The organism is Enterococcus pseudoavium NBRC 100491 (assembly GCF_001544295.1).
Lineage (GTDB): Bacteria > Bacillota > Bacilli > Lactobacillales > Enterococcaceae > Enterococcus_A > Enterococcus_A pseudoavium.
Genome location: NZ_BCQF01000002.1, coordinates 189,475 through 211,448, shown reverse-complemented (window position 1 = coordinate 211,448; position 21,974 = coordinate 189,475). Strand labels below are relative to the sequence as shown.

General features: G+C 39.3%; 19 protein-coding genes and 1 riboswitch. Of the genes, 17 read left to right on the top strand and 2 right to left on the bottom strand.

The window, feature by feature from the left end; translation table 11 throughout:
• Positions 1–66: 66 nt before the first annotated feature.
• Entirely contained in the window at positions 67–1,101 is a 1,035-nt protein-coding gene (locus EP1_RS02070; RefSeq protein WP_067622645.1) for a lysylphosphatidylglycerol synthase transmembrane domain-containing protein, read from the top strand.
• A 42-nt stretch (positions 1,102–1,143) separates the two neighbouring features.
• Here EP1_RS02070 and EP1_RS02065 read toward each other — a convergent pair whose 3' ends face one another.
• On the bottom strand, positions 1,144–2,154 hold the full coding sequence (locus EP1_RS02065; RefSeq protein ID WP_067622642.1) for a zinc-binding alcohol dehydrogenase family protein: 1,011 nt from the start codon (positions 2,152–2,154) through the stop codon (positions 1,144–1,146).
• A gap of 265 nt (positions 2,155–2,419) precedes the next feature.
• Between EP1_RS02065 and clpB the strand changes: the two genes are divergently transcribed.
• The 11 genes from clpB to purB all read left to right on the top strand — a co-directional run bounded on the left by clpB (position 2,420) and on the right by purB (position 15,994).
• Entirely contained in the window at positions 2,420–5,023 is a 2,604-nt protein-coding gene (gene clpB / locus EP1_RS02060) for an ATP-dependent chaperone ClpB (protein WP_067622637.1), read from the top strand.
• A gap of 245 nt (positions 5,024–5,268) precedes the next feature.
• Positions 5,269–6,129 (top strand): glucosaminidase domain-containing protein, encoded by an 861-nt coding sequence (locus tag EP1_RS02055; protein ID WP_067622632.1) that lies wholly within the window; start codon positions 5,269–5,271, stop codon positions 6,127–6,129.
• 151 nt (positions 6,130–6,280) lie between these two features.
• The gene (gene cysK / locus EP1_RS02050; protein ID WP_067622629.1) at positions 6,281–7,210 is read left to right on the top strand and encodes a cysteine synthase A; all 930 of its coding nucleotides are present in this window, start codon (positions 6,281–6,283) and stop codon (positions 7,208–7,210) included.
• A gap of 93 nt (positions 7,211–7,303) precedes the next feature.
• Positions 7,304–7,741 (top strand): Fur family transcriptional regulator, encoded by a 438-nt coding sequence (locus EP1_RS02045; protein ID WP_067622625.1) that lies wholly within the window; start codon positions 7,304–7,306, stop codon positions 7,739–7,741.
• Between the two features lie 339 nt (positions 7,742–8,080).
• Complete coding sequence (gene ald / locus EP1_RS02040) at positions 8,081–9,190, top strand: alanine dehydrogenase (RefSeq protein ID WP_067622622.1); 1,110 nt, start codon at positions 8,081–8,083, stop codon at positions 9,188–9,190.
• Positions 9,190–10,197: a bifunctional threonine ammonia-lyase/L-serine ammonia-lyase TdcB gene (gene tdcB, locus EP1_RS02035; RefSeq protein ID WP_067622617.1), complete on the top strand. Its 1,008-nt coding sequence runs from the start codon at positions 9,190–9,192 to the stop codon at positions 10,195–10,197. The genes ald and tdcB overlap by 1 nt, the downstream gene beginning before the upstream one ends.
• Positions 10,198–10,618: 421 nt before the next feature.
• Positions 10,619–10,716, top strand: a riboswitch (purine riboswitch).
• 173 nt (positions 10,717–10,889) lie between these two features.
• Positions 10,890–11,471 carry a xanthine phosphoribosyltransferase gene (locus EP1_RS02030; RefSeq protein ID WP_067622614.1) on the top strand — a complete coding sequence of 194 codons (582 nt, stop codon included), beginning with the start codon at positions 10,890–10,892 and terminating at the stop codon, positions 11,469–11,471.
• A gap of 1 nt (position 11,472) precedes the next feature.
• A complete protein-coding gene (locus EP1_RS02025) occupies positions 11,473–12,756 on the top strand; it encodes a nucleobase:cation symporter-2 family protein (RefSeq protein WP_115872469.1) in 1,284 nt (427 codons plus the stop codon).
• A gap of 231 nt (positions 12,757–12,987) precedes the next feature.
• Positions 12,988–13,476, top strand: a complete 489-nt coding sequence (gene purE / locus EP1_RS02020; protein WP_067622608.1) for a 5-(carboxyamino)imidazole ribonucleotide mutase — start codon at positions 12,988–12,990, stop codon at positions 13,474–13,476.
• The gene (gene purK, locus EP1_RS02015; RefSeq protein WP_174519730.1) at positions 13,469–14,590 is read left to right on the top strand and encodes a 5-(carboxyamino)imidazole ribonucleotide synthase; all 1,122 of its coding nucleotides are present in this window, start codon (positions 13,469–13,471) and stop codon (positions 14,588–14,590) included. Before purE ends, purK begins: the two co-directional genes overlap by 8 nt.
• Before the next feature lie 108 nt (positions 14,591–14,698).
• Complete coding sequence (purB, locus tag EP1_RS02010) at positions 14,699–15,994, top strand: adenylosuccinate lyase (RefSeq protein ID WP_067622602.1); 1,296 nt, start codon at positions 14,699–14,701, stop codon at positions 15,992–15,994.
• A 42-nt stretch (positions 15,995–16,036) separates the two neighbouring features.
• Here the strand turns inward: purB and EP1_RS02005 are convergent, their stop codons facing one another.
• Positions 16,037–16,408: a hypothetical protein gene (locus EP1_RS02005; RefSeq protein WP_067622597.1), complete on the bottom strand. Its 372-nt coding sequence runs from the start codon at positions 16,406–16,408 to the stop codon at positions 16,037–16,039.
• A 256-nt stretch (positions 16,409–16,664) separates the two neighbouring features.
• Here EP1_RS02005 and purC point away from each other — a divergent pair, with 256 nt between their 5' ends.
• From purC to purF, 5 genes are read left to right on the top strand one after another with little or no spacing between them, the layout of a single operon-like run.
• Positions 16,665–17,381 (top strand): phosphoribosylaminoimidazolesuccinocarboxamide synthase, encoded by a 717-nt coding sequence (gene purC, locus EP1_RS02000; protein WP_067622592.1) that lies wholly within the window; start codon positions 16,665–16,667, stop codon positions 17,379–17,381.
• Between the two features lie 2 nt (positions 17,382–17,383).
• Positions 17,384–17,638: a phosphoribosylformylglycinamidine synthase subunit PurS gene (gene purS, locus EP1_RS01995; protein ID WP_067622588.1), complete on the top strand. Its 255-nt coding sequence runs from the start codon at positions 17,384–17,386 to the stop codon at positions 17,636–17,638.
• A gap of 1 nt (position 17,639) precedes the next feature.
• Positions 17,640–18,320, top strand: coding sequence for a phosphoribosylformylglycinamidine synthase subunit PurQ (gene purQ, locus EP1_RS01990; protein ID WP_067622585.1), 681 nt, complete (start codon positions 17,640–17,642; stop codon positions 18,318–18,320).
• Positions 18,320–20,539 carry a phosphoribosylformylglycinamidine synthase subunit PurL gene (gene purL, locus EP1_RS01985; RefSeq protein WP_067622582.1) on the top strand — a complete coding sequence of 740 codons (2,220 nt, stop codon included), beginning with the start codon at positions 18,320–18,322 and terminating at the stop codon, positions 20,537–20,539. Before purQ ends, purL begins: the two co-directional genes overlap by 1 nt.
• Positions 20,524–21,963 (top strand): amidophosphoribosyltransferase, encoded by a 1,440-nt coding sequence (gene purF / locus EP1_RS01980; RefSeq protein WP_067622579.1) that lies wholly within the window; start codon positions 20,524–20,526, stop codon positions 21,961–21,963. The genes purL and purF overlap by 16 nt, the downstream gene beginning before the upstream one ends.
• Positions 21,964–21,974: the final 11 nt, after the last annotated feature.

Here is a 21,974-nt window from a genome sequence, read left to right as displayed (position 1 = left end):
TTTTCTTTTTTTGCCCCAAGGGATATGTTAGGCTATAGTAAGAAAAGATAAAGATGGGGCTAAAAGATGAAGGTATCAATCAATCGTAAATTGATTCTAAATATTTTGTTATTTGTAGTAATGATCGGAGTGATTATTTTTGTTATTCGTGATTCATTGAGTGAGATTTTTACGGAGCTTGGCAGAACGTCACTGCCAGTACTTATAGGGGTCACGGGATTTGGTCTTATCAGTCAGATAATCGAAGGATATACGATTAAAAATATTGCGGCGGAGTTTAATCCAGAATTTACAATCCGCGATGGTTTTTTTGCTTCAGCGTATTCAACTTTTTATCGAGTGATTACTTTTGGCACAGGTTCGATTGTGTCTGAGGTGATTTATTACCACAAAAAGAAGCTGAAGTTTTCAGAAGGAACCGGTACGAGTGCATTACGCATGATTGTCTATAAGGCTGCCTTGATCGTCTGGGCTTTGTTTTTCTTAATCGTAAAGAGCGACGCAATTCAAAAATATATTTCCAATGGTATTTTCTTTGTTTCAGCAGGGATTATCGTCACGTTGCTGATTATTTCGGTGTTATTATTACTAAGTTTAAACATCAATGCTCAAGTTTTCTTGGTCATTGTGTGTAATCGGCTTTTTAAACAGAAAAAATTACGGGACATCGTTGATCAATTGAATATCCAAGTTTATTCTTTAAGAGGGGCGATCCAAACTTTTATTCACGATCGTCAAGCGGTTTTGCGTGTTTTTTTTTCCAATATGGCCAAACTGGTGGTCTGGTATGCCTTGCCGTTTTTCATTTTAATTCAAAGTCATCCGCAAATTGATCTTTGGCTGACAGTGGCATTGATTAGTTTTACAGTAATTCTCGGTGGTGTTTTACCAGCGCCAGGGGGGATTGGCGGTTTCGAGTTTGTGTATGTATTACTATTTAGGAATATTGTCGGAAAAGTCGATGCAGTCTCTTCTTTGCTTTTATACCGTTATGCTACCTATCTACTGCCGTTTTTAATTGGTATGATCTATGTATTAATTAGTAAACAACGTCAAATCAATCACGAAATTAAAGAAGCCAAAAAAGAAGTTAACGAGTGAATTCGTTAACTTCTTTTTGTTATCTTTAGAATTGATTAGTTATCAATAATGGACTATGAGTTTACCGATCATTTGATTGGATTCAACCAACTGATGAGCTTGATAAAAAGCTTCTGGTGAGAAACCCGGGATAATCTTAGTTAAGGTACTTTGAATCTTCTTGGTTTGCAATAATTGCACCAACAATTCTAAAATGGCACCTTGGCTGGCGATATCATAGTCATAATCGGTTTTAGCAAACATATACTCCCAATCAAAACTGCCAGATTTATTCTTGAGTTTGGCTAAATTTATGTCTTTATTTGAGGCGACAATCGATGCAAGATGGCCAAAAGGTTCGAGCAATTCGCTCATTTCTTCAAAATAGCGATCGGTTGAGTGCAAAAGTAAAATATAAGGAAGGGTTGAATAGCCGATTTTTTTGAGCTGTTTGGTCAAATCTTTGTGATGATCGACAACGTAGTCAGCTCCCATTTTTTCAGACCATGCTTTGCTTTCTTTGCGGGAGGCAGTGGTAATGACGGTCAAACCAGCCCATTTTGCTAATTGGGTCGCAACAGATCCGACACCGCCTGCACCATTAACAATCAAAATGGTTCCTTCATTCTGATTTTCCTTTGGAACTAAGCCCATTTTTTCAAATAAAACTTCATAAGCAGTAATAAAGGTCAAAGGCATCGCTGCTGCTTCGTCAGTTGGAAGCTCATTAGGCAATTTTGCGACAATCCGTGAGTCAACGACTTGCTGCTCACTATAACTACCAAATCGTTTAGTGGTACCGGCAAAAAAAACACGCTCACCAATTTCGATATTTTCAACGTGACTACCGACTTGCATAACAATTCCCACGCTATCAAAACCTAAAACATGAGGTTGAGGGGTTCCTTTACCAGTTTGTCGTAATTTTGTATCAACTGGATTGATGGAAACGGCTAAATTTTTTACTACAAGATCAAATTTATCTATTTTAGGAAGCATTACTTCATAAGTTTCAAAATAGTTTCCAGTTGAAAGGTCAAAGCCTTTTTCGAATCCGATCACACGAGAAATCACTGGATCACTCTCCTTACTATGGTTAAAAATATAATTGTTTTGTGAAAATGGCTTCTTCACATCGCGTCATTCACTTTTTAGCAAAAAAATGCTGAGGAAACAACGAAGAGGATAAACCTTTTCTAATAATGAAAGAATTGTAGCATTATTTTGACTTTCTTCATAATAATAAACGTTGTGATTTGCGAGTTTAATTATTTGACCATTACTGACCAAAGAGTTATACTAATAACTGTAAAATATTATTTATGTCGGAGGTATGTTTATGAATATCGAGAAGATGACGACAACTTTACAAGAAGCGATCGCTGAGGCCCAGCAGATCGCTGTTACGCGACACCATCAAGAAATTGATATCGCTCATTTATGGAAGATTTTTTTACAACCCAATCATTTTGGTCGAAACTTTTATACCGATGCTGGGATAGATGTGGATCAGTTTGAACAAGAAGTGGATCAGCTTTTGGATGACTATCCAACTGTCAGCGGCGGAAATGTTCAATATGGTCAAAATCTTAGTCAAAATCTATTCAATTTATTGAATGAAGCAGATCAAATACGAGTAAAATTTGAAGATGATTTTCTATCGACGGAAATCGTCATTTTAGCGTTGATGAAGTTAAAAAATTATTCCTTGACGAAGTATTTAAACCAACAAGGATTAAATGAAAAAGAAGTCCAAAGAAATATTGAAGAAATGCGAGGGGGCGATCGAGTGACTTCACAAAACCAAGAGGAAACTTACAAAGCCTTAGAAAAATACGGGGTCGACTTAGTCCAACAAGTCAAAAATGGAAAACAAGATCCGATCATTGGCCGCGATGAGGAAATTCGTGACGTCATTCGAATCTTATCTAGAAAAACTAAAAATAATCCAGTCTTAATTGGTGAACCCGGTGTCGGAAAGACCGCCATCGTTGAAGGGTTAGCCCAACGAATCGTTCGAAAAGACGTACCAGAAAATCTAAAAGATAAAACAGTCTTTTCTCTAGATATGGGTTCATTGATTGCTGGAGCGAAATTCCGGGGAGAATTTGAAGAACGACTGAAAGCCGTTTTGAAAGAAGTAAAAAAATCCGATGGTCGAATCATCCTCTTTATCGATGAAATTCACAATATTGTCGGAGCGGGAAAAACAGAAGGGAGCATGGATGCCGGTAATTTGTTAAAACCGATGCTGGCTCGGGGAGAATTACATTTGATCGGTGCGACTACCTTAGATGAATACCGTCAATACATGGAAAAAGATAAGGCTTTAGAACGTCGTTTCCAAAAAGTTCTCGTAAAAGAACCAACCGTGGAAGATACGATTAGTATCTTGCGGGGCTTGAAAGAACGCTTTGAGATCCATCATGGGGTAAATATCCACGACAATGCTTTAGTAGCGGCAGCTACTTTATCTGATCGCTACATTACGGATCGCTTTTTACCAGATAAAGCAATCGATTTAGTCGACGAAGCTAGTGCCAGCATTCGGGTAGAGATGAACTCGATGCCGACTGAATTGGATCAAGTAACACGGCGATTAATGCAATTGGAAATCGAAGAAGCGGCTTTGAAAAAAGAAAGCGACGATGCTAGTAAGAAACGGTTAGCTAATCTGCAAGAGGAGTTAGCGGATTTACGGGAAGAAACCAATGCGATGAAAATGCAATGGGAGACTGAAAAAGAGGAAGTCAATGTCGTTTCCAATAAACGGGCGGAAATTGATCAAGCTAAACATGAATTAGAAGATGCCGAAAATAATTACGATCTTGAGCGAGCAGCCGTTCTGCGTCATGGGACGATTCCTAAACTAGAAACAGAATTAGCTGAACTGGAAGAAAAAAATAAAAAGAATGACATTAAAATGGTCCAAGAATCCGTTACCGAAAATGAAATTGCGCAAGTTGTTGGGCGTTTAACGGGGATTCCTGTAACTAAATTAGTCGAAGGTGAACGAGAAAAACTATTGAGTTTAAATAGTACTTTGCATCAACGGGTAATTGGTCAAGACGAGGCCGTTGATGCTGTAAGTGATGCTGTCTTACGTTCGCGGGCAGGCTTGCAAGACCCTAACCGTCCACTAGGTTCATTCTTGTTCTTAGGACCAACCGGTGTCGGAAAAACCGAGCTGGCAAAAGCATTAGCGGAGAATCTATTTGATTCTGAAGAGCATATGGTCCGAATCGATATGAGTGAATATATGGAGAAACATTCAGTGTCACGGCTTGTCGGAGCGCCTCCAGGTTATGTTGGTTATGAGGAAGGCGGTCAATTGACCGAGGCTGTTCGCCGCAATCCTTATACGATTATCTTGCTAGATGAAATCGAAAAAGCACATCCAGATGTCTTTAATATTTTGTTACAAGTATTGGATGATGGACGTTTGACGGATTCTAAAGGTCGTTTAGTTGATTTCAAAAATACTGTATTGATCATGACTAGTAACATTGGCTCGCAAGTTCTGTTAGATGGCGTGACGGCCGAGGGAACGATTCCCGAAGCGACCAAAGAACAAGTCTTGAGCTTACTTCGAGGACACTTCAAACCAGAATTCTTGAATCGAATTGATGATACGATTTTATTTACTCCATTGAGCTTAGATGATGTGAAAGAAATCGTAGAGAAAATCGTGCAGCAACTTTCTCACCGTTTGGAGGAACAAGAAATCCAACTGACTATCTCTGAGCATGCCAAGAGTTGGATTGCGGAAAAAGCGTATGAACCGCAATACGGCGCACGGCCATTGAAACGCTTTATTACGCGAGAAGTTGAAACACCATTAGCCAAAGAAATCATTGCTGGACGCGTTATGCCGAAAACAAAAGTTTCGATTGAATTACTGGATGATCAACTAGTCTTTCAAAATGAAGCGCTTGATGAATAAAAACTGATGACGACGAAACGATCGTTTAACGATCGTTTCGTTTTTTTTATGTCTGCTTATTGATTGCTTTGATAAAATCAAGTGGTTATTAATGGCAAGACGACTACTTTTTCATTACACATGTTACGAAATAATGACAAATTAGCGAAATTAGTTTGTTTAAATTGTTTGTTGATTATTATTGACTTATACTCATAAGGTAAATAAAAATGAAGAGCTCTGTAAAGGTTTCTTGGAGGTATATAATGAATCAGTTTAAAACGCGTACCGAAAAATATAATTATTTGAGAATGCAGCAAAAGAAGAAGCGATTGAAGTCAGCTAAGAAATCAATTCCTTTATTAGGAACAGCAATGATTCTATCGCCGGCTGTTTTAAATTTAGAGCCAGTTAAAGCCCAAGCAGCTGAAACCGGACAAACCCAAAATCAAGCGGCTTTTATCGAACAGTTAGGGGCTTCTGCGATGCAGGTCTCAGCGGCAAATGATCTTTATGCCTCGATTATGGTCGCTCAAGCGCTAGTTGAAACAGGTTTTGGTAGTTCCCAATTATCAGCCGCACCTTACTATAATTTGTTTGGCGTAAAAGAATATAGCGGTGGTCCATCAGTTACTATGAGCACACAAGAATATTTAGATGGCCAGTGGGTGACAATGAATGAGCCCTTTGCTGTATATAGTAGCTATGGAGAATCTTTCCAAGCGCATGCGAGTCTTTTAGCAAGCTCTTATTATGCGGGTGCACGAAAGAGTCATACTTATAGTTATCAAGATGCGGCTGTCTATTTGACAGGGCGTTATGCTACTGATCCAGGCTATGCTGGGAAACTGATTTCATTGATTCAAGCATATAATTTAACACGTTTTGATACGCCAGGAGCAGGTACGGCAGTACAAACCACGACTGAGACTGATCAAGTTCAAAGCTCGCAAACAACTACAGTTTCTCCGCAGGCACAAGCTAGCGGACAGTCTTATACTGTTCAATCAGGAGATTCAATTTGGGGAATCGCCGAGAAATTTGGTATTAGCGTGGATCAATTATTAGCCGATAATGGTTGGAGTTCTGATTCAACCATTATGCCTGGTGATACGATTGTTATTTAAGACGGAGCGGTCAGCTCTGTCTTTTTTTGTTTATGGGAAAGTCTGTTCATTAGGCAATTGCTAATGCCACTTTTTAAAAGACAAAATTCTCGCATCTTTTCTCATTATTCGTTAAGATAACTTACATAAGGTAAGAAATGGAGTGAGTAAGATGGCAAAAATTTATAACTCGATTTTAGAAACGATTGGTGAAACCCCCATTGTAAAATTAGCAAATATGACAACTGATGAAATGGCACAAGTTTACGTGAAGCTAGAGTCATTCAACCCTGGCGGCAGTGTAAAAGATCGAATCGCTTTACGAATGATCGAAGACGCTGAAAAAAACGGTGAATTAAAACCTGGTATGGAAATTATCGAACCGACTTCCGGTAATACTGGAATCGGTCTAGCGATGGTTGGAGCAGCTAAAGGCTATCCGGTAACATTAGTGATGCCTGAAACGATGAGTGTTGAACGACGAAAACTGATGCAGGCTTATGGTGCAAAACTAGTCTTAACCCCTGGGCCAGATGGAATGAAAGGCGCAATTGCTAAAGCAGAAGCATTAGCAAAAGAAAAAGGCGGTTTTGTGCCGGAACAATTTGATAACCCATCCAATCCAAAAGTTCATGAAGAAACGACTGCCAAAGAAATTGTTAATGTCTTTGAAACAAATGGATTAGATGCTTTTGTTGCCGGTGTTGGTACTGGAGGAACGATTACGGGCGTTGGTAATGAATTGAAGCGGATGTATTCAGATATTAAGATTTATGCGGTAGAGCCTGCAGAATCGCCTGTATTAGAAGGCGGTCAACCAGCTCCTCATAAAATTCAAGGAATCGGAGCTGGATTTGTTCCAAGTATTTTAAATACTAATATTTATGATGAAGTTTTAGCGGTTAAGGGCAGTGACGCTATGGAGACTGCCCGGGAAATTGCGAAAAAGGAAGGCATTTTAGTAGGGATATCTTCAGGAGCTGCGTTATTTGCGGCGCTTAAAGTAGCGAAAGAAATGACTCCGGAACAAAAAGTCTTGGTTTTATTGCCTGATAATGGGGAACGCTATTTATCAACTGAATTATTCCAATTCAACCAATAAGTTTATAAAAAATGTTAAATTTCAAATCCGCCTAGTATTTCTCCTCAGATAATAGTATCATTTTAGTAGAGAATACAGGCAGGAGGGGCTTATATGGTAAATGAGGCAGTTGATCAAGCGATCAAAGAATTGAAGGCCGGTGGGGTTCGTATTACGCCACAGAGGTATGCCATTTTAGAATATTTGATCCAGTATCGAAATCATCCAACAGCTGACGAGATCTTTCGTTCGCTAGAAAGCCGCTTCCCAAATATGAGTGTGGCGACCGTGTACAACAACTTGCGAAAGTTTGTGGAGATCGGAATTGTTCAAGAAATGAATTATGGTGACGCAGCAAGTCGCTTTGATTTTACTAACAAACAACACTATCATGCAATTTGTACGGAATGTGGAAAAATTGTCGACTTTTTCTATCCTGGATTAGAAGATGTTGAAATGGCGTCAAGTAAATTAACTGGTTATCAAATCAACAAGCATCGTTTAGAAGTTTATGGTTTGTGTCCAGATTGCCAAGAGAAAGCTGAGGAATAATTCCTTGGCTTTTTTTGTAATTCTTATTTGTAAGTAGCAGCTGATGTTCTCGCTAAATGAGGTATATCACATAATTTAGTGAGAACGTTTGCTTCATTTTTGTTAAAAAAACTTTTTAAATAGAATTTTAAATACAAAAATGAAAGCATTCTTATTTTAAAACATTGATATAAAGGCATTTTAGTCTTTTTTTTTTTGTTTAAATGAATGCGTATTTTAATAAAATGAGATATTAATAACACTTGAGTTGTGATCGTTGCTTAAAAAAGGCATTGTGATATATTAAACATGTTCAGAAGTTAATAAACTTCGATAAAAATTCCATAGGAGTGATTTACCGTGAAAATTGGCGTAATTAAAGATCCAAAACAAGGTGAGGCACGCGTAGGCATGACACCTGAAAATGTAAAAATTTTAGTTGAAGCAGGAAATGAAGTACTGGTTGACGATAATGCAGGTGCGGGTTCAGGTTTTACGAATGAACAATATGTTGAAGCGGGCGGTAAAATCGTTGATACAGATACAGCATGGACGGCTGATTTAATCGTAAAAGTAAAAGAACCAATGGAAAGTGAATACCACTATTTCAAAAAAGGACAAATCATTTGGGGCTTTTTACACTTAGCAGCAAACAAAGCCTGCGTTGAAAAAATGATGGAAGTTGGCGTTACTGCGTTATCTGGTGAAAACATTTCTATCAATGGTGTTTTAGAATTATTAAAACCGATGAGTGCCATCGCTGGACGTCGGGCAGTAAACTTAGGTCAATACTATATTGAAAAACAACACGGCGGTGAAGGGATTTTACTTCCTGGGATTGAAGGCGTTGAAGCGGGAACAGTTGTCATCTTAGGTGGCGGGAACGCAGCAGAAAACGCAGCAGATATGGCTGTCGGCATCGGCTGTCATGTTGTGATCCTTGAAGTGAACGAAAACCGGATCAAACAATTAGAAGAACGTTACAAAGATCATAACGTTGAAGTAATTGTTTCTAACACTGAAAACTTAGAAAACCGGATTAAAGATGCAGATGTTTTCATTTCTACTGTCTTGATTCCTGGAGCTAAGCCACCAAAATTAGTTAAAGAATATATGGTTAAATCAATGAAACCAGGTTCAGTAATCGTTGATATCGCGATCGACCAAGGTGGTACAGTTGAAACAATCGACAAACCAACCAATCATGCTGATCCAGTCTTCACAAAATATGGTGTAATCCATTATGCGGTTCCAAATATGCCAGGTGCAACACCAAGAACTGCAACGATTGCCCTAGCAAAAGGAAACATTTCATTCCTTAAAGAAGTTAGTCTAAAAGGTATTGACGCTGCATTGAAATCTGATGAATCATTACTTTCAGGTTTGAGTGTTTACAATGGTAAAGTTGTTTCTAAAGCTTTAGCAGATTCAATCGATGTTCCTTATACTGAAGTAGGAGATGTTTTGTAATGACTAAGACAATGACAAAATTACCTGTGACGATTGAAGATATTCATGAAGCAAAAAATGTAGTAAAACAATATGGTCGTGTGACACCATTAATTCAATCAATGTTTTTAACTGCTAAAACAGGCGGACAAGTTTTCTTGAAATTGGAAAACATGCAATTAACAGGTTCGTTTAAGTTCCGTGGAGCATTCAACAAAATCGCTCATCTGACACAAGCAGAAAAAGATAAAGGTGTCATTGCCGTTTCAGCTGGTAACCATGCGCAAGGTGTGGCATTGACTTCTAAATTATTAGGAATTGAAAGCACAATCGTTATGCCGGAAACTGCTCCAAAAGCTAAAGTTGAAGCAACGGAAGGTTACGGCTCAAAAGTAATCCTTCATGGTGCTGGCTTTGATGAAGCCAAAGCTTATTGTGAAAAAATCGTTGAAGAAACTGGTGTGACTTATATTCCTCCTTACGATGATGAATTTGTTATGGCAGGTCAAGGAACGATCGGTCTTGAAATTCTAGATTCTATCTGGGATGTCGACACTGTAATCGTACCTGTCGGCGGTGGCGGCTTAATTGCCGGTATTGCAGTCGCAATGAAAACATTCAATCCAAATATCAATATCATTGGTGTTCAAGCTGATAATATTCATGGTATGACTGCTTCATTCCGCGAAGGTAAAAAAGTTGGCTATAAAGTTGGACCAACGATTGCGGACGGCTGTGCAGTAGAATTCCCAGGAAATCTTACTTTTGAAGTTGTTGAAGACTTAGTTGATGATATGGTAACCGTATCTGAACAAGAAATCGAAGTAGCGATGAAAGATTTGATCCAACGGACAAAAATCGTGGTTGAAGGTGCTGGTGCTTTAGCGACAGCTGCTATTCTTTCAGGAAAAGTTGATCAATATGTGAATGGTAAGAAAGTTGTTGCCGTTGTTTCAGGCGGAAACGTTGACTTGAAACGAATCACAGATGTTATCGGTCATTTCTCAGTTGCTAACGAATTAAAATAGGTTCAAATTAATAAGGAGGTATGACAATTGTTGTCATGCCTTCTTTTTTAGGTACATAATCTTTTTGAAGAGATCGATCTCGCTGATAATTGAAAGATTCCGAGCAAAAAACGACCAAGAGGGGACCAACGTTGGTGATATATCACAAAAAAAGTCATTGAAATAAATGAATCATCAGACTGCCTTTAATTTTAAGTATTACTTACCCGAATCGGCTTAAACGAACAATAGTTACTGTTGTCAATTGATCGAATCATTCTTTTGGGTTTTAGAGAATTGTTTCTATATAATAGAGGTAGGTTTTGGAAAAAGTGAGACAATTATTTAATTCAGCTATTATTCTTCTCATTTGAAATGATTCTAGTTTACAGATCAGTGGAATCTGCTATAATAATCTTCATATTTCATAAACTTCAATGAAAGTTTTCATTGAAGTTGAGCTTATATATCGTCATGATATGGATGACAGTTTCTACCTTGTGCCGTAAACGCAAGACTATAAGTAAAAATCGTACGTTTACGTACCTTTTTTGCTTTGCAGATGAGGTGCGTTTTTTGTCTTAAGCAAAAAACGACAAGAAAAAGATATCAAGTACTTTTGTACTAGAAGGGTATCTTAGCTTGAAAAATGGATTTATCTTTTCTGAGGACAGTGAAGATAAATTACAAAAAACGAAAAGGAGAAAAAGATAATGAAAGAATTGACAGATCGTATCAAGGAAAATGGCCGGGTTTTGGGTGAAGGTGTTTTAAAAGTTGATGAATTTATCACACACCAAGTAGATCCTGAATTAATGGACGCTATGGGTAAACGTTTGGCAGAAGTATTCGCCGATAAGAAAATTACTAAAGTAGTAACGATCGAAGCTTCTGGTATTGCACCAGCCGTTTACGCCGCTCAAGCTTTGCAAGTGCCAATGATCTTCGCTCGTAAATCAAAAAGCTTAACGATGGACGAAGAACTTTTGACTGCATCTGTTTATTCATTTACGAAACAAGTAACTAGCACTATCTCTATTTCTCATAAATTCCTTTCTGCAGAGGACAATGTCTTATTAGTCGATGACTTTTTAGCAAACGGCCAGGCCGCTAAGGGATTGATTGAATTATGTCAGCAAGCTGGAGCAAATGTTGCCGGAATTGGAATTTTGATTGAAAAATCTTTCCAAGACGGTCGTCAGCTGATTGAAGACATGGATATTCCAGTCGTTTCATTAGCAAGAATATCTTCCTTACATGACGGTAAAGTGACATTTATCGAGGAGGATGCATAAAGTGACAAGCGAGACAGGAAATGGAAAATCAGCAGTTTTAGGGTTGCAGCATCTTTTAGCGATGTATGCTGGTGCAGTAGCCGTTCCCCTTTTGATCGGAACGGGATTAGGTTTTAATGAAGCGCAAATGACGTATTTGATCTCAATTGATATTTTTATGTGTGGGGTTGCAACTTTGCTACAATTGACGGTCAATAAATTTTTTGGCATCGGACTGCCAGTTGTTTTAGGTTGTGCTATCCAAGCAGTTGCGCCACTAATTTTAATTGGTCAGACTCATGGTGTGGGGACTGTTTACGGTTCAATTATTGCTGCAGGAGTTTTTGTTGTATTGATTGCTGGTTTCTTTTCTAAAGTAGAAAAACTATTTCCACCAATTGTTACGGGAACAGTAATTACAACGATCGGTCTGACGTTAATTCCGGTAGCTATTGCGAAAATGGGCGGCGGCGATGCTACGAATAAAAGTTTTGGTGATCCTACCAATTTACTATTAGCTTTTGTAACGATTGCTTTGATCTTAGCTGTTCAAGTTTTCGGAAAAGGATTCATTCGTTCAATCGCTGTTTTGGTAGGTCTAGTGGTAGGTACAATTTTAGCAGCATTACTGGGTCAAGTAGATTTGGCTGCGATTGGACACGCGCCGTTATTCCACGTGCCGCAACCTTTTTACTTTGGAACACCGAAGTTTGAGCCTTTTTCAATTTTGTTGATGATTATTATTTCAATTGTCAGTATGGTTGAATCGACAGGCGTTTACTTTGCCTTGGGCGATATTATCGGTAAAGAAATAAAAGAAGATGACTTAAAACGTGGCTATCGTGCAGAAGGTTTAGCAGTTATTTTAGGCGGTTTGTTCAATACATTCCCTTATACTGGTTTTTCACAAAATGTTGGGCTGGTTCAATTATCTGGAATCAAGACCCGTCGTCCGATTTATTTTTCAGCTATTTTTCTAATTATCTTGGGACTTTTTCCTAAGGTCGGGGCATTAGCGCAAATCATTCCTGAACCAGTTTTGGGCGGTGGAATGTTGGTAATGTTTGGGATGGTAGCCGTTCAAGGGATGAAGATGTTATCAAAAGTGGATTATAACGATGAAAAAAATCTATTGATTATTGCTATATCGATTGGTTTTGGTTTAGGCTTTAATGCAATGCCGACGTTATTTGCCAAATTGCCAGAAACAGTTCAAATGTTTACTGGTAACGGGATCGTAATGAGTAGTTTATCAGCGATTATTTTAAATCTTTTATTTCATGGATATAAAAAAGAGCATAGCTAAAAAAGTGCGGCAAGTTGCCGCACTTTTTTTGTCCTCGTTAAATACGAACAATAGATTAGAAAAAACTATTAATATTCGAAATCTGTTTTGACTTAGCACTATTTGCTTGCTAAAATAAGCATGACTAACGAAAGATTGCCGACTTTTACTAGGAGTAAAAGTTTAGGTAGTTTAGCTGAAGAGATGTTTGTCTTGAGTGACCATTTCTTTAATCGCAGAAGGGAGCGGATTATGAATCCAGAAGTCGCAGTTATTATGGGGAGTACCTCTGATTGGGAAACGATGAAACATGCTTGTGAAAGTCTCGATGAGTTAAAGATTGCTTATGAAAAAAAAGTTGTCTCGGCTCACCGCACACCCGATTTAATGTTTGAATTTGCTGAGGGAGCACGAGAGCGTGGCATTAAGGTAATTATTGCCGGAGCTGGTGGTGCAGCCCATCTACCTGGGATGGTTGCTGCCAAAACGACCTTACCAGTGATTGGTGTGCCGGTTCAATCCAAAGCATTAAATGGCTTGGACTCATTATTATCCATTGTGCAAATGCCAGGAGGGGTTCCAGTCGCGACAACCGCTATCGGAAAAGCGGGGGCAACAAACGCAGGGTTACTTGCGGCGCAGATGCTTTCAATGTATGATAAAAAAGTAGCTGAGCGCCTCGAAGTAAAACGCCAGCAAATGACACAAACTGTATTGGAAAGTAGTGAACAACTTGGTTAAATCGTTACAACCGGGCTCTACGATTGGAATCGTAGGCGGAGGACAATTAGGCCGTATGATGGCTATCAGCGCGAAGGAAATGGGGTTTCGTACGGGTATAATCGATCCGACGGAAGATTGTCCGGCAGCGCAAGTTTCTGATTGGCATATCGTTGCTGATTATGATGATCAAATGGCTTTAAAGGAAATGGCTCGTCGATCACAAGTAATCACATATGAATTTGAGAATGTCGATGTCAATACGATCAATCAAATTCAACATTTTGCCAACATTCCCCAAGGAACCGATTTATTAGCAATCAGCCAAGATCGGTTAATGGAAAAATCTTTTCTAGAAAATAATAATATTGTGATCGCGCCCTACGCGACGATCATCAGTCCGACAGATATCCAAGACGCGATTGATGGGATTGGCTATCCATGCGTTTTAAAAACAACACGTGGTGGCTACGATGGACATGGTCAGTATGTTTTGAAAAGTACTGCGGATTTAGCTCCAGCGATGAACTTATTGCGTCAAGGAACTTGTGTCTTAGAAGCTTGGATTCCTTTTGAAAAGGAGCTGTCGGTTCAAGTAGCGGGCAATAATATTGGTGATTATGTTACTTTTCCGGTCGTGGAAAATATTCACCGCAATAACATTCTTCATGAAACCATCGCTCCGGCAGGAATTGATGCCGCGGTTGCACAAGAAGCTAGTCGAATTGCAAAAGCTATCGCTGAAGGTGTCGATTTAGTTGGAACACTTTGTGTGGAATTTTTCTTAACTAAAGCAGGAGCTTTATACGTCAATGAAATCGCACCGCGTCCGCATAATTCAGGGCATTATACGATTGAGGCTTGTACTATGAGTCAGTTCGATGCCCATATCCGTGGAATTTGCGGCTGGCCGTTAAGCGAGCCTAAACTACTCTCAAATGCAGTGATGATAAACGTTTTAGGAGAAAATCTATTGAAGTCCTATGAGCTGATTGATCTCTGGCCGGAATGGCATTTCCATTACTACGGGAAAGCAATGCCGAAGAAGGGGCGGAAAATGGGACACATTACCATTTTAACAGACAGCATCCAACGAACATTAGACGATGTCAAGAAGACCGAAACCTGGGATTAACTAGTTTAACGGACAATATTTTTTGAAATAGAAAAATAGACAATAGCTTTATTTAACTAGATTATTAAGAAAAAGTATAAAGTCAAACATACAATTAAGGAGAATGGCATGATACCTCGATATACAAGAGCTGAAATGGGAAATATTTGGAGCGATGAAAATCGTTATAAAGCATGGTTGGAAGTTGAAATCTTAGCGGATGAGGCTTGGGCCGAGTTAGGTGAAATTCCGAAAGCAGATGTCGAAAAAATTCGAGCGAATGCAGGTTTTGATATTGAGCGAATTTTAGAAATCGAACAATCAACCAAACATGATGTAGTCGCTTTTACGCGTGCTGTTTCTGAAACGTTAGGAGATGAACGCAAATGGGTTCATTATGGCTTAACTAGTACAGATGTGGTAGATACGGCCTATGGCTATTTATACAAGCAAGCCAACGACATTTTACGACAAGATTTACAGGACTTTTTGGCAATCATCGGTGAAAAAGCGAAAGAACACAAAAATACAGTTATGATGGGTCGGACCCACGGTGTTCATGCAGAACCGACGACATTTGGATTGAAATTAGCGACTTGGTATTCAGAAATGAAACGAAACATCGAACGTTTTGAACATGCTGCTAAAGGTGTTGAAGCAGGGAAAATTTCTGGCGCAGTTGGAACATTCGCGAATATTCCGCCATTTGTTGAAGAATTTGTCTGTGAAAAATTAGGGATTCGTCCACAAGAAGTTTCCACTCAAGTCTTGCCGCGCGATTTACATGCGGAATATTTTTCAAGCTTGGCTCTGATCGCAACCTCAATCGAACGCTTTGCAACAGAAATTCGCGGTTTGCAAAAATCAGAAACGCGCGAAGTAGAAGAATTTTTTGCAAAAGGTCAAAAGGGTTCTTCTGCGATGCCACATAAACGTAATCCAATCGGATCAGAAAATATGACTGGTTTGGCTCGGGTTGTCCGGGGGCACCTAATCACTGCTTTTGAAGATGTTGCTTTGTGGCATGAACGTGATATTTCACACTCATCAGCAGAGCGGATCATCACGCCGGATACAACTATCTTAGTTGATTATATGCTGCATCGTTTTGGTAAAATTGTTAAGGATTTGACAGTTTTCCCAGAAAATATGAAACGTAATATGGAAGCGACTTTCGGTTTGATTTATAGCCAACGTGTGATGTTAAAATTAATCGATAAAGGCATGACGCGTGAAGAAGCTTATGACTTAGTTCAACCGAAAACAGCATATGCTTGGGATCATCAAACGCATTTTCGTCCTTTACTGGAAGCTGATGAGAAAATCACGAATATGTTATCTGAAGCAGATTTAGATGATGCCTTTGATTATAATTACCATTTAAAAAATGTTGATAAAATTTTCGAACGTGTAGGAATCGAATAAAAAATAAGCCCCTTGCCATTAGGCGAGGGGCTTTTACTAATTTCAAGCATAGGAATAAACATCGACATAACAAGATTCATGGAGCTGCGCTAATAAACAGTCAATCAGTCGATAATTATAGGACTGATTATTTAACAGAATCTCGATGTGATAAGAATTTTTTAAAAATGAACGATCTTTTAATTGTCTAATAATTAGGCAGTCTTGTGACTGATTCGTAAAATGTAAAGATTGCATCGGATGTGATTGTTTTGGATGCAAAATTTTTTTCAAATTACGATAGGAATAAAAACTAGTATGTTGATTAAGATTATGAGTGCTATCCAATCCTAACAAGACGTTTAGCAAATATTGTTTATCTGATTCTAACATTGACTCAAGAAAAATTTGAGCCGCAGCAGGCGCATCCAACATAAGCGATTCCCCCATCTCTTTTGTTCAAAATAAATATAACACCATTCCAAGCTGTTGTAAACGTTATCTTCAAGTGATCTGAAGTGTAACGGTGAAAATACCATTCTAAACACGAACGTTGTGTTAGATATTTAATTATATTATCCGATAAAATGTTGAAATATTTATTTTGAGTTGTTACACTAAAGATGAAGTTGAGAAACGAACGATCTATCTAATATGTTTTAAAATGTTCATTAAAAGGGAGCGTTATGACGTGGAAAAAGGAACTTTATTGTATGAAGGAAAAGCAAAACAATTGTTTCAAACCGAGGATCCAGAAGTTGTTTGGGTCGAATACTTAAATCAAGCAACTGCTTTGAATGGTGCAAAAAAAGATCAAATTAGTGGTAAAGGCGAACTAAATAATCAAATTACTGGATTGATCTTTGAGTTTTTAAACGACAAAGGAATTAAAAATCACTATATCAAGCAGTTATCGGCAACCGAACAATTGATTCAGACCGTTGAGATCATCCCTTTAGAAGTCGTCGTTCGGAATGTGGCGGCTGGCAGTTTTTCAAAAAGGCTAGCGATTCCAGAAGGGACACCGTTAAAACAACCGATTATTGAATTTTATTACAAAAATGATGAATTAGATGACCCGATGATTATTGATGATCATATCCGTTTTTTAGAGATTGCAACAACTGAAGAAATTGCTCAATTACGCCAAATGGCCTTAGAAGTCGATCGAGCTTTGGTTGAATTGTTTGATGCAATCGATATTCAATTGATTGATTTCAAATTAGAATTTGGGCGCCAAAAGGATGGTTCGATATTATTAGCCGATGAAATTTCACCGGATACTTGTCGACTGTGGGACAAAAAAACCAAAGATCATTTAGATAAAGATATTTATCGGCGTGATCTGGGAGATATTATTCCAGTATATCAAGAAGTCTTAAATAGATTAGAAAAGCGAGGAGAATAAGCATGTATTTTGTAAAAGTTTATGTAACGTATAAGGATTCTGTGTTAGACCCCCAAGGAGAAGCGGTCAAAGGTGCGGTTCATCGTTTAGGTTATGACGAAATTGAAGAGGTGCGGATCGGAAAATACTTTGAAATCAAAGTAGCCAAATCTGATCGTTCGGTTGAAGAAATGATCGAAGAAGTTTGCGATAAATTATTAGCGAACGTCAATATGGAGACTTATCGCTATGAAATTGCCGCAGTGGAGGAAGTCTAATATGAAGTTTGCGGTCATTGTATTTCCTGGCTCAAATTGTGATTTAGATATGTATTGGGCAATGAAAGAAATTATGGGAGCTGAGTGCGAATATGTTCGCTACGATGCAGACAGCTTAGAAGGTTTCGACGGGGTATTGTTACCAGGAGGCTTTTCATATGGTGATTATCTGCGTTGTGGCGCGATTGCACGCTTTGCTAATATTATGTCGGAAGTTATTCGTTTTGCTGAAGAAGGCAAGCCAGTTTTCGGAACTTGTAACGGATTTCAAATTTTAACTGAAGCTGGTTTATTGCCAGGTGCTTTGCGGAAAAACGACTCACTAAAATTTATTAGTAAAATTACACCATTAAGAGTTGTGAATAATCAAACAAAATTCACTTCTGAGTATCAAGCGAATGAAGTCATCCAGATTCCAGTCGCTCATGGTGAAGGAAATTATTACTGTGATGAAGCAACATTGGCTGAATTAAAGGAGAATAATCAAATCGTCTTCACTTATGAAGGGGAAAATATTAACGGAAGTGTCGAAAGCATCGCCGGTATCACGAATAAAGCCGGAAATGTCTTAGGAATGATGCCTCACCCAGAACGTGCCATGGAAACATTGCTTGGTTCAGATGACGGCATAAAATTCTTTGCTTCGATTTTAACTAATTTTGGAAAGGTGACTGCAAACTAATGATGAAATTAGAACCAACGGCTCAAGAAATCAAAGATCAGCGCATTTACGCTGGATGGGGTTTGACCGATGAAGAATATCGCTTGATTTCAGAAGACATTCTTGGTCGCCTGCCAAATTATACTGAAACCGGACTGTTCTCGGTAATGTGGAGTGAACATTGTTCGTACAAAAATTCAAAACCAGTTTTACGGAAATTTCCAACAGACGGTCCACAGGTTTTACAAGGACCTGGTGAAGGAGCAGGGATCGTTGATATCGGTGATGGTCAAGCAGTTGTTTTTAAAGCAGAAAGCCACAATCACCCATCAGCTGTCGAACCTTATGAAGGAGCGGCTACCGGAGTTGGCGGAATCATTCGTGATATTTTCAGTATGGGGGCTCGTCCTGTTGCAGTATTAGATTCTTTACGTTTCGGCGAGTTGAATACGGCGAGAACAAAATATTTATTAGAAGAAATCGTCGCGGGAATCAGCGGTTACGGCAACTGTATCGGGATTCCAACAGTTGGCGGCGAAGTGGCTTTTGATCCATGTTACGAAGGCAATCCACTAGTGAATGCGATGTGTGTTGGTTTAATCGATCACAAAGATATCCAGAAAGGTCAAGCCAAAGGAGTCGGCAATTCGATCATGTACGTTGGTGCCAAAACAGGGCGCGATGGGATTCATGGTGCGACATTTGCCTCAGAGGAATTTGTTGAAGGCGAAGAACAGCAACGTTCAGCAGTTCAAGTCGGTGATCCTTTTATGGAAAAATTGTTATTAGAAGCTTGTTTAGAATTAATTCTAGATCACTCAGATATCTTGGTTGGGATTCAAGATATGGGTGCGGCTGGTTTGGTTTCTTCAAGTTCAGAAATGGCTTCAAAAGCCGGTTCAGGATTAAAACTCTATTTAGATGATGTGCCACAACGAGAAACCAATATGACTCCTTACGAAATGATGCTGTCTGAATCACAAGAGCGGATGCTGATTTGTGTTGAGCAAGGTCATGAAGCTGAAGTAGTCGAACTCTTTAAGCGTTACGAATTAGATGCGGTAACGATTGGCGAAGTGACTGATGATGGGTTATATCGCTTATACCACCACGGTGAAGAAGTTGCCAATCTGCCGGTAGATGCGCTGGCTGAAGATGCTCCAGTCTATGAAAATGAAAAACGTGAGCCAGCACGTATTCAAGAATTTGCTAAATTGGCTGAATTTAAGCCTGAAGTCACGAATGCTTCGGAAACGTTACTAGATTTATTGCAACAACCAACGATCGCTTCGAAGAAAATGATCTATGAGACCTATGATTCACAAGTTCGGACAAATACGGTCGTTCGGCCAGGTAGCGATGCCGCAGTCTTACGGGTACGGGGAACAAATAAAGCGTTGGCGATGACGACCGATTGTAATGCCCGCTATTTATACTTGAATCCGGAAGTTGGTGGACAAATTGCAGTTGCCGAAGCTGCCCGTAATATTGTTGCTTCTGGCGGTCAGCCACTAGCAATTACCGATTGTTTGAACTATGGATCACCGGAAAAACCTGAAGGCTTCTGGGAATTATGGACGTCAGCAGATGGGATTTCAGAAGCTTGTCGCATATTGAACACACCTGTTATTTCTGGGAATGTTTCGATGTATAACGAAACGAACGGCAAAGCGATCTATCCGACACCGATGATCGGGATGGTGGGCTTGATTGAAGATTTAGCTCATATTACGACTCAGGAGTTTAAACAAGTCGGCGACTTAATTTATGTAATCGGTGAAACGAAAGCTGATTTCAATGGAACTGAAATTCAAAAAATGCAAAAAGGTTTGATTGAAGGAAAATTAATGGACTTTGATTTAGCCGTAGAAAAAGCCAATCAAGAAATGGTTTTAGCTGCAATTAAAGCTGGTTTAGTTGAAAGTGCCCATGATTGTGCGGAAGGCGGTTTGGCAGTAGCGCTTGCAGAAGCGGCCTTCAATCATGAATTTGGTGTGGCCGTAAAAGTTGACATGCCGATCGAAAATCTTTTTGCTGAGACGCAATCGCGATTTGTTCTATCCGTAAAATCTGAAAATCAGGCAGCTTTTGAACAGTTGGCTGGTGAAAAGGCAGTGGAAATCGGCGAAGTAACAAACACTGGCGAGCTCAACTTGGTAGCTGATGGCGGGGAAATCAAAGTAGTTACGCGAAAGGCCAGAGAATTATGGGAGGAAGCCATTCCATGTTTAATGAAGTAAAAAGTTTAAATGAAGAGTGTGGCGTTTTTGGCATCTGGGGACACCCAGATGCTTCTCGCGTCACCTATTTTGGCTTGCATAGTTTGCAGCATCGCGGACAGGAAGGTGCTGGAATTGTCAGTAATGATGCTGGGAAATTAACAGGTTATCGTGGATTAGGACTCTTATCCGAAGTTTTTAAAGATGAACGTCAATTGAATCAATTAACAGGGCAAGCGGCCATCGGTCACGTCCGTTATGCGACTGCTGGAAATGGCAGTGTTGATAATATCCAACCATTTTTATTCAAATTTTACGATGGTGATTTCGCGTTAGCTCATAATGGTAATTTAACGAATGCTAAAAGCTTGCGTAAGGATTTAGAACAGAATGGTGCGATTTTCCATTCAAATTCAGATACAGAAATTTTGATGCATCTGATTCGCCGCAGTCAAAAGGAAACACTCTGTGAACGGATGAAAGAAGCGTTAAATACCGTAAAGGGCGGCTTTGCTTATTTAATGTTAACTGAAAAATCGATGGTTGCAGCCCTTGATCCTAACGGCTTTAGACCACTGTCGATTGGGCAGATGGTTAATGGCGCTTATGTGGTTGCTTCTGAAACTTGTGCCTTGGAAGTAGTCGGCGCAAAATTTATTCAAGATGTTAATCCTGGTGAAATTATTACGATCAATGATGAAGGCCTGAAAGTTGAACGTTTTACCGAAGATACTCAACCGGCAATTTGTTCGATGGAATACATTTATTTTGCCCGACCAGATTCTAATATCGCAGGAGTGAATGTCCACAGTGCCCGTAAAAATATGGGTCGGATTTTATCGCAAGAATCAGCAGTTGAAGCAGACATGGTTGTCGGTGTTCCCAACTCTTCTTTATCAGCAGCGAGCGGTTATGCGGAAGAATCGGGAATCCCCTATGAAATGGGTCTAGTGAAAAATCAATATGTTGCTAGGACCTTTATTCAACCAACCCAAGAGTTGCGAGAACAAGGAGTTCGGATGAAACTTTCAGCGGTTCGCGGCGTGGTGGAAGGAAAGAGAGTTATCATGGTAGATGATTCGATTGTCCGGGGAACGACTAGCCGCCGGATTGTAAATCTTTTAAAAGAAGCTGGAGCGAAGGAGGTCCATGTCCGAATCGCTTCACCACCGTTGCGTTATCCATGTTTTTACGGAATCGATATTCAGACGCGTAAGGAACTGATTGCCGCAAATCACTCGATTGAAGAAATTCGTGAATTGATTGGAGCGGATTCGCTATCATTTTTAAGTGAAGATGGCTTAATCGAAGCTATTGGACTCGATTTTGATGCACCTTATTCAGGATTGTGCATGGCTTATTTCAATGGAGATTATCCAACACCATTGTACGATTACGAAGAGCATTATCAAGCAACGTTAAAAGAAAAAACATCCTTTTATTAAAAAATACTTAA

Excerpts from the sequence above, each read along its gene's own strand:
- EP1_RS02070 (WP_067622645.1), top strand. The coding sequence starts at position 67 with ATGAAGGTATCAATCAATCGTAAATTGATTCTAAATATTTTGTTATTT.
- clpB (WP_067622637.1), top strand. The coding sequence starts at position 2,420 with ATGAATATCGAGAAGATGACGACAACTTTACAAGAAGCGATCGCTGAG.
- EP1_RS02055 (WP_067622632.1), top strand. The coding sequence starts at position 5,269 with ATGAATCAGTTTAAAACGCGTACCGAAAAATATAATTATTTGAGAATG.
- cysK (WP_067622629.1), top strand. The coding sequence starts at position 6,281 with ATGGCAAAAATTTATAACTCGATTTTAGAAACGATTGGTGAAACCCCC.
- EP1_RS02045 (WP_067622625.1), top strand. The coding sequence starts at position 7,304 with ATGGTAAATGAGGCAGTTGATCAAGCGATCAAAGAATTGAAGGCCGGT.
- tdcB (WP_067622617.1), top strand. The coding sequence starts at position 9,190 with ATGACTAAGACAATGACAAAATTACCTGTGACGATTGAAGATATTCAT.
- EP1_RS02030 (WP_067622614.1), top strand. The coding sequence starts at position 10,890 with ATGAAAGAATTGACAGATCGTATCAAGGAAAATGGCCGGGTTTTGGGT.
- purE (WP_067622608.1), top strand. The coding sequence starts at position 12,988 with ATGAATCCAGAAGTCGCAGTTATTATGGGGAGTACCTCTGATTGGGAA.
- purB (WP_067622602.1), top strand. The coding sequence starts at position 14,699 with ATGATACCTCGATATACAAGAGCTGAAATGGGAAATATTTGGAGCGAT.
- EP1_RS02005 (WP_067622597.1), bottom strand. The coding sequence starts at position 16,408 with ATGTTGGATGCGCCTGCTGCGGCTCAAATTTTTCTTGAGTCAATGTTA.
- purS (WP_067622588.1), top strand. The coding sequence starts at position 17,384 with ATGTATTTTGTAAAAGTTTATGTAACGTATAAGGATTCTGTGTTAGAC.
- purQ (WP_067622585.1), top strand. The coding sequence starts at position 17,640 with ATGAAGTTTGCGGTCATTGTATTTCCTGGCTCAAATTGTGATTTAGAT.
- purL (WP_067622582.1), top strand. The coding sequence starts at position 18,320 with ATGATGAAATTAGAACCAACGGCTCAAGAAATCAAAGATCAGCGCATT.
- purF (WP_067622579.1), top strand. The coding sequence starts at position 20,524 with ATGTTTAATGAAGTAAAAAGTTTAAATGAAGAGTGTGGCGTTTTTGGC.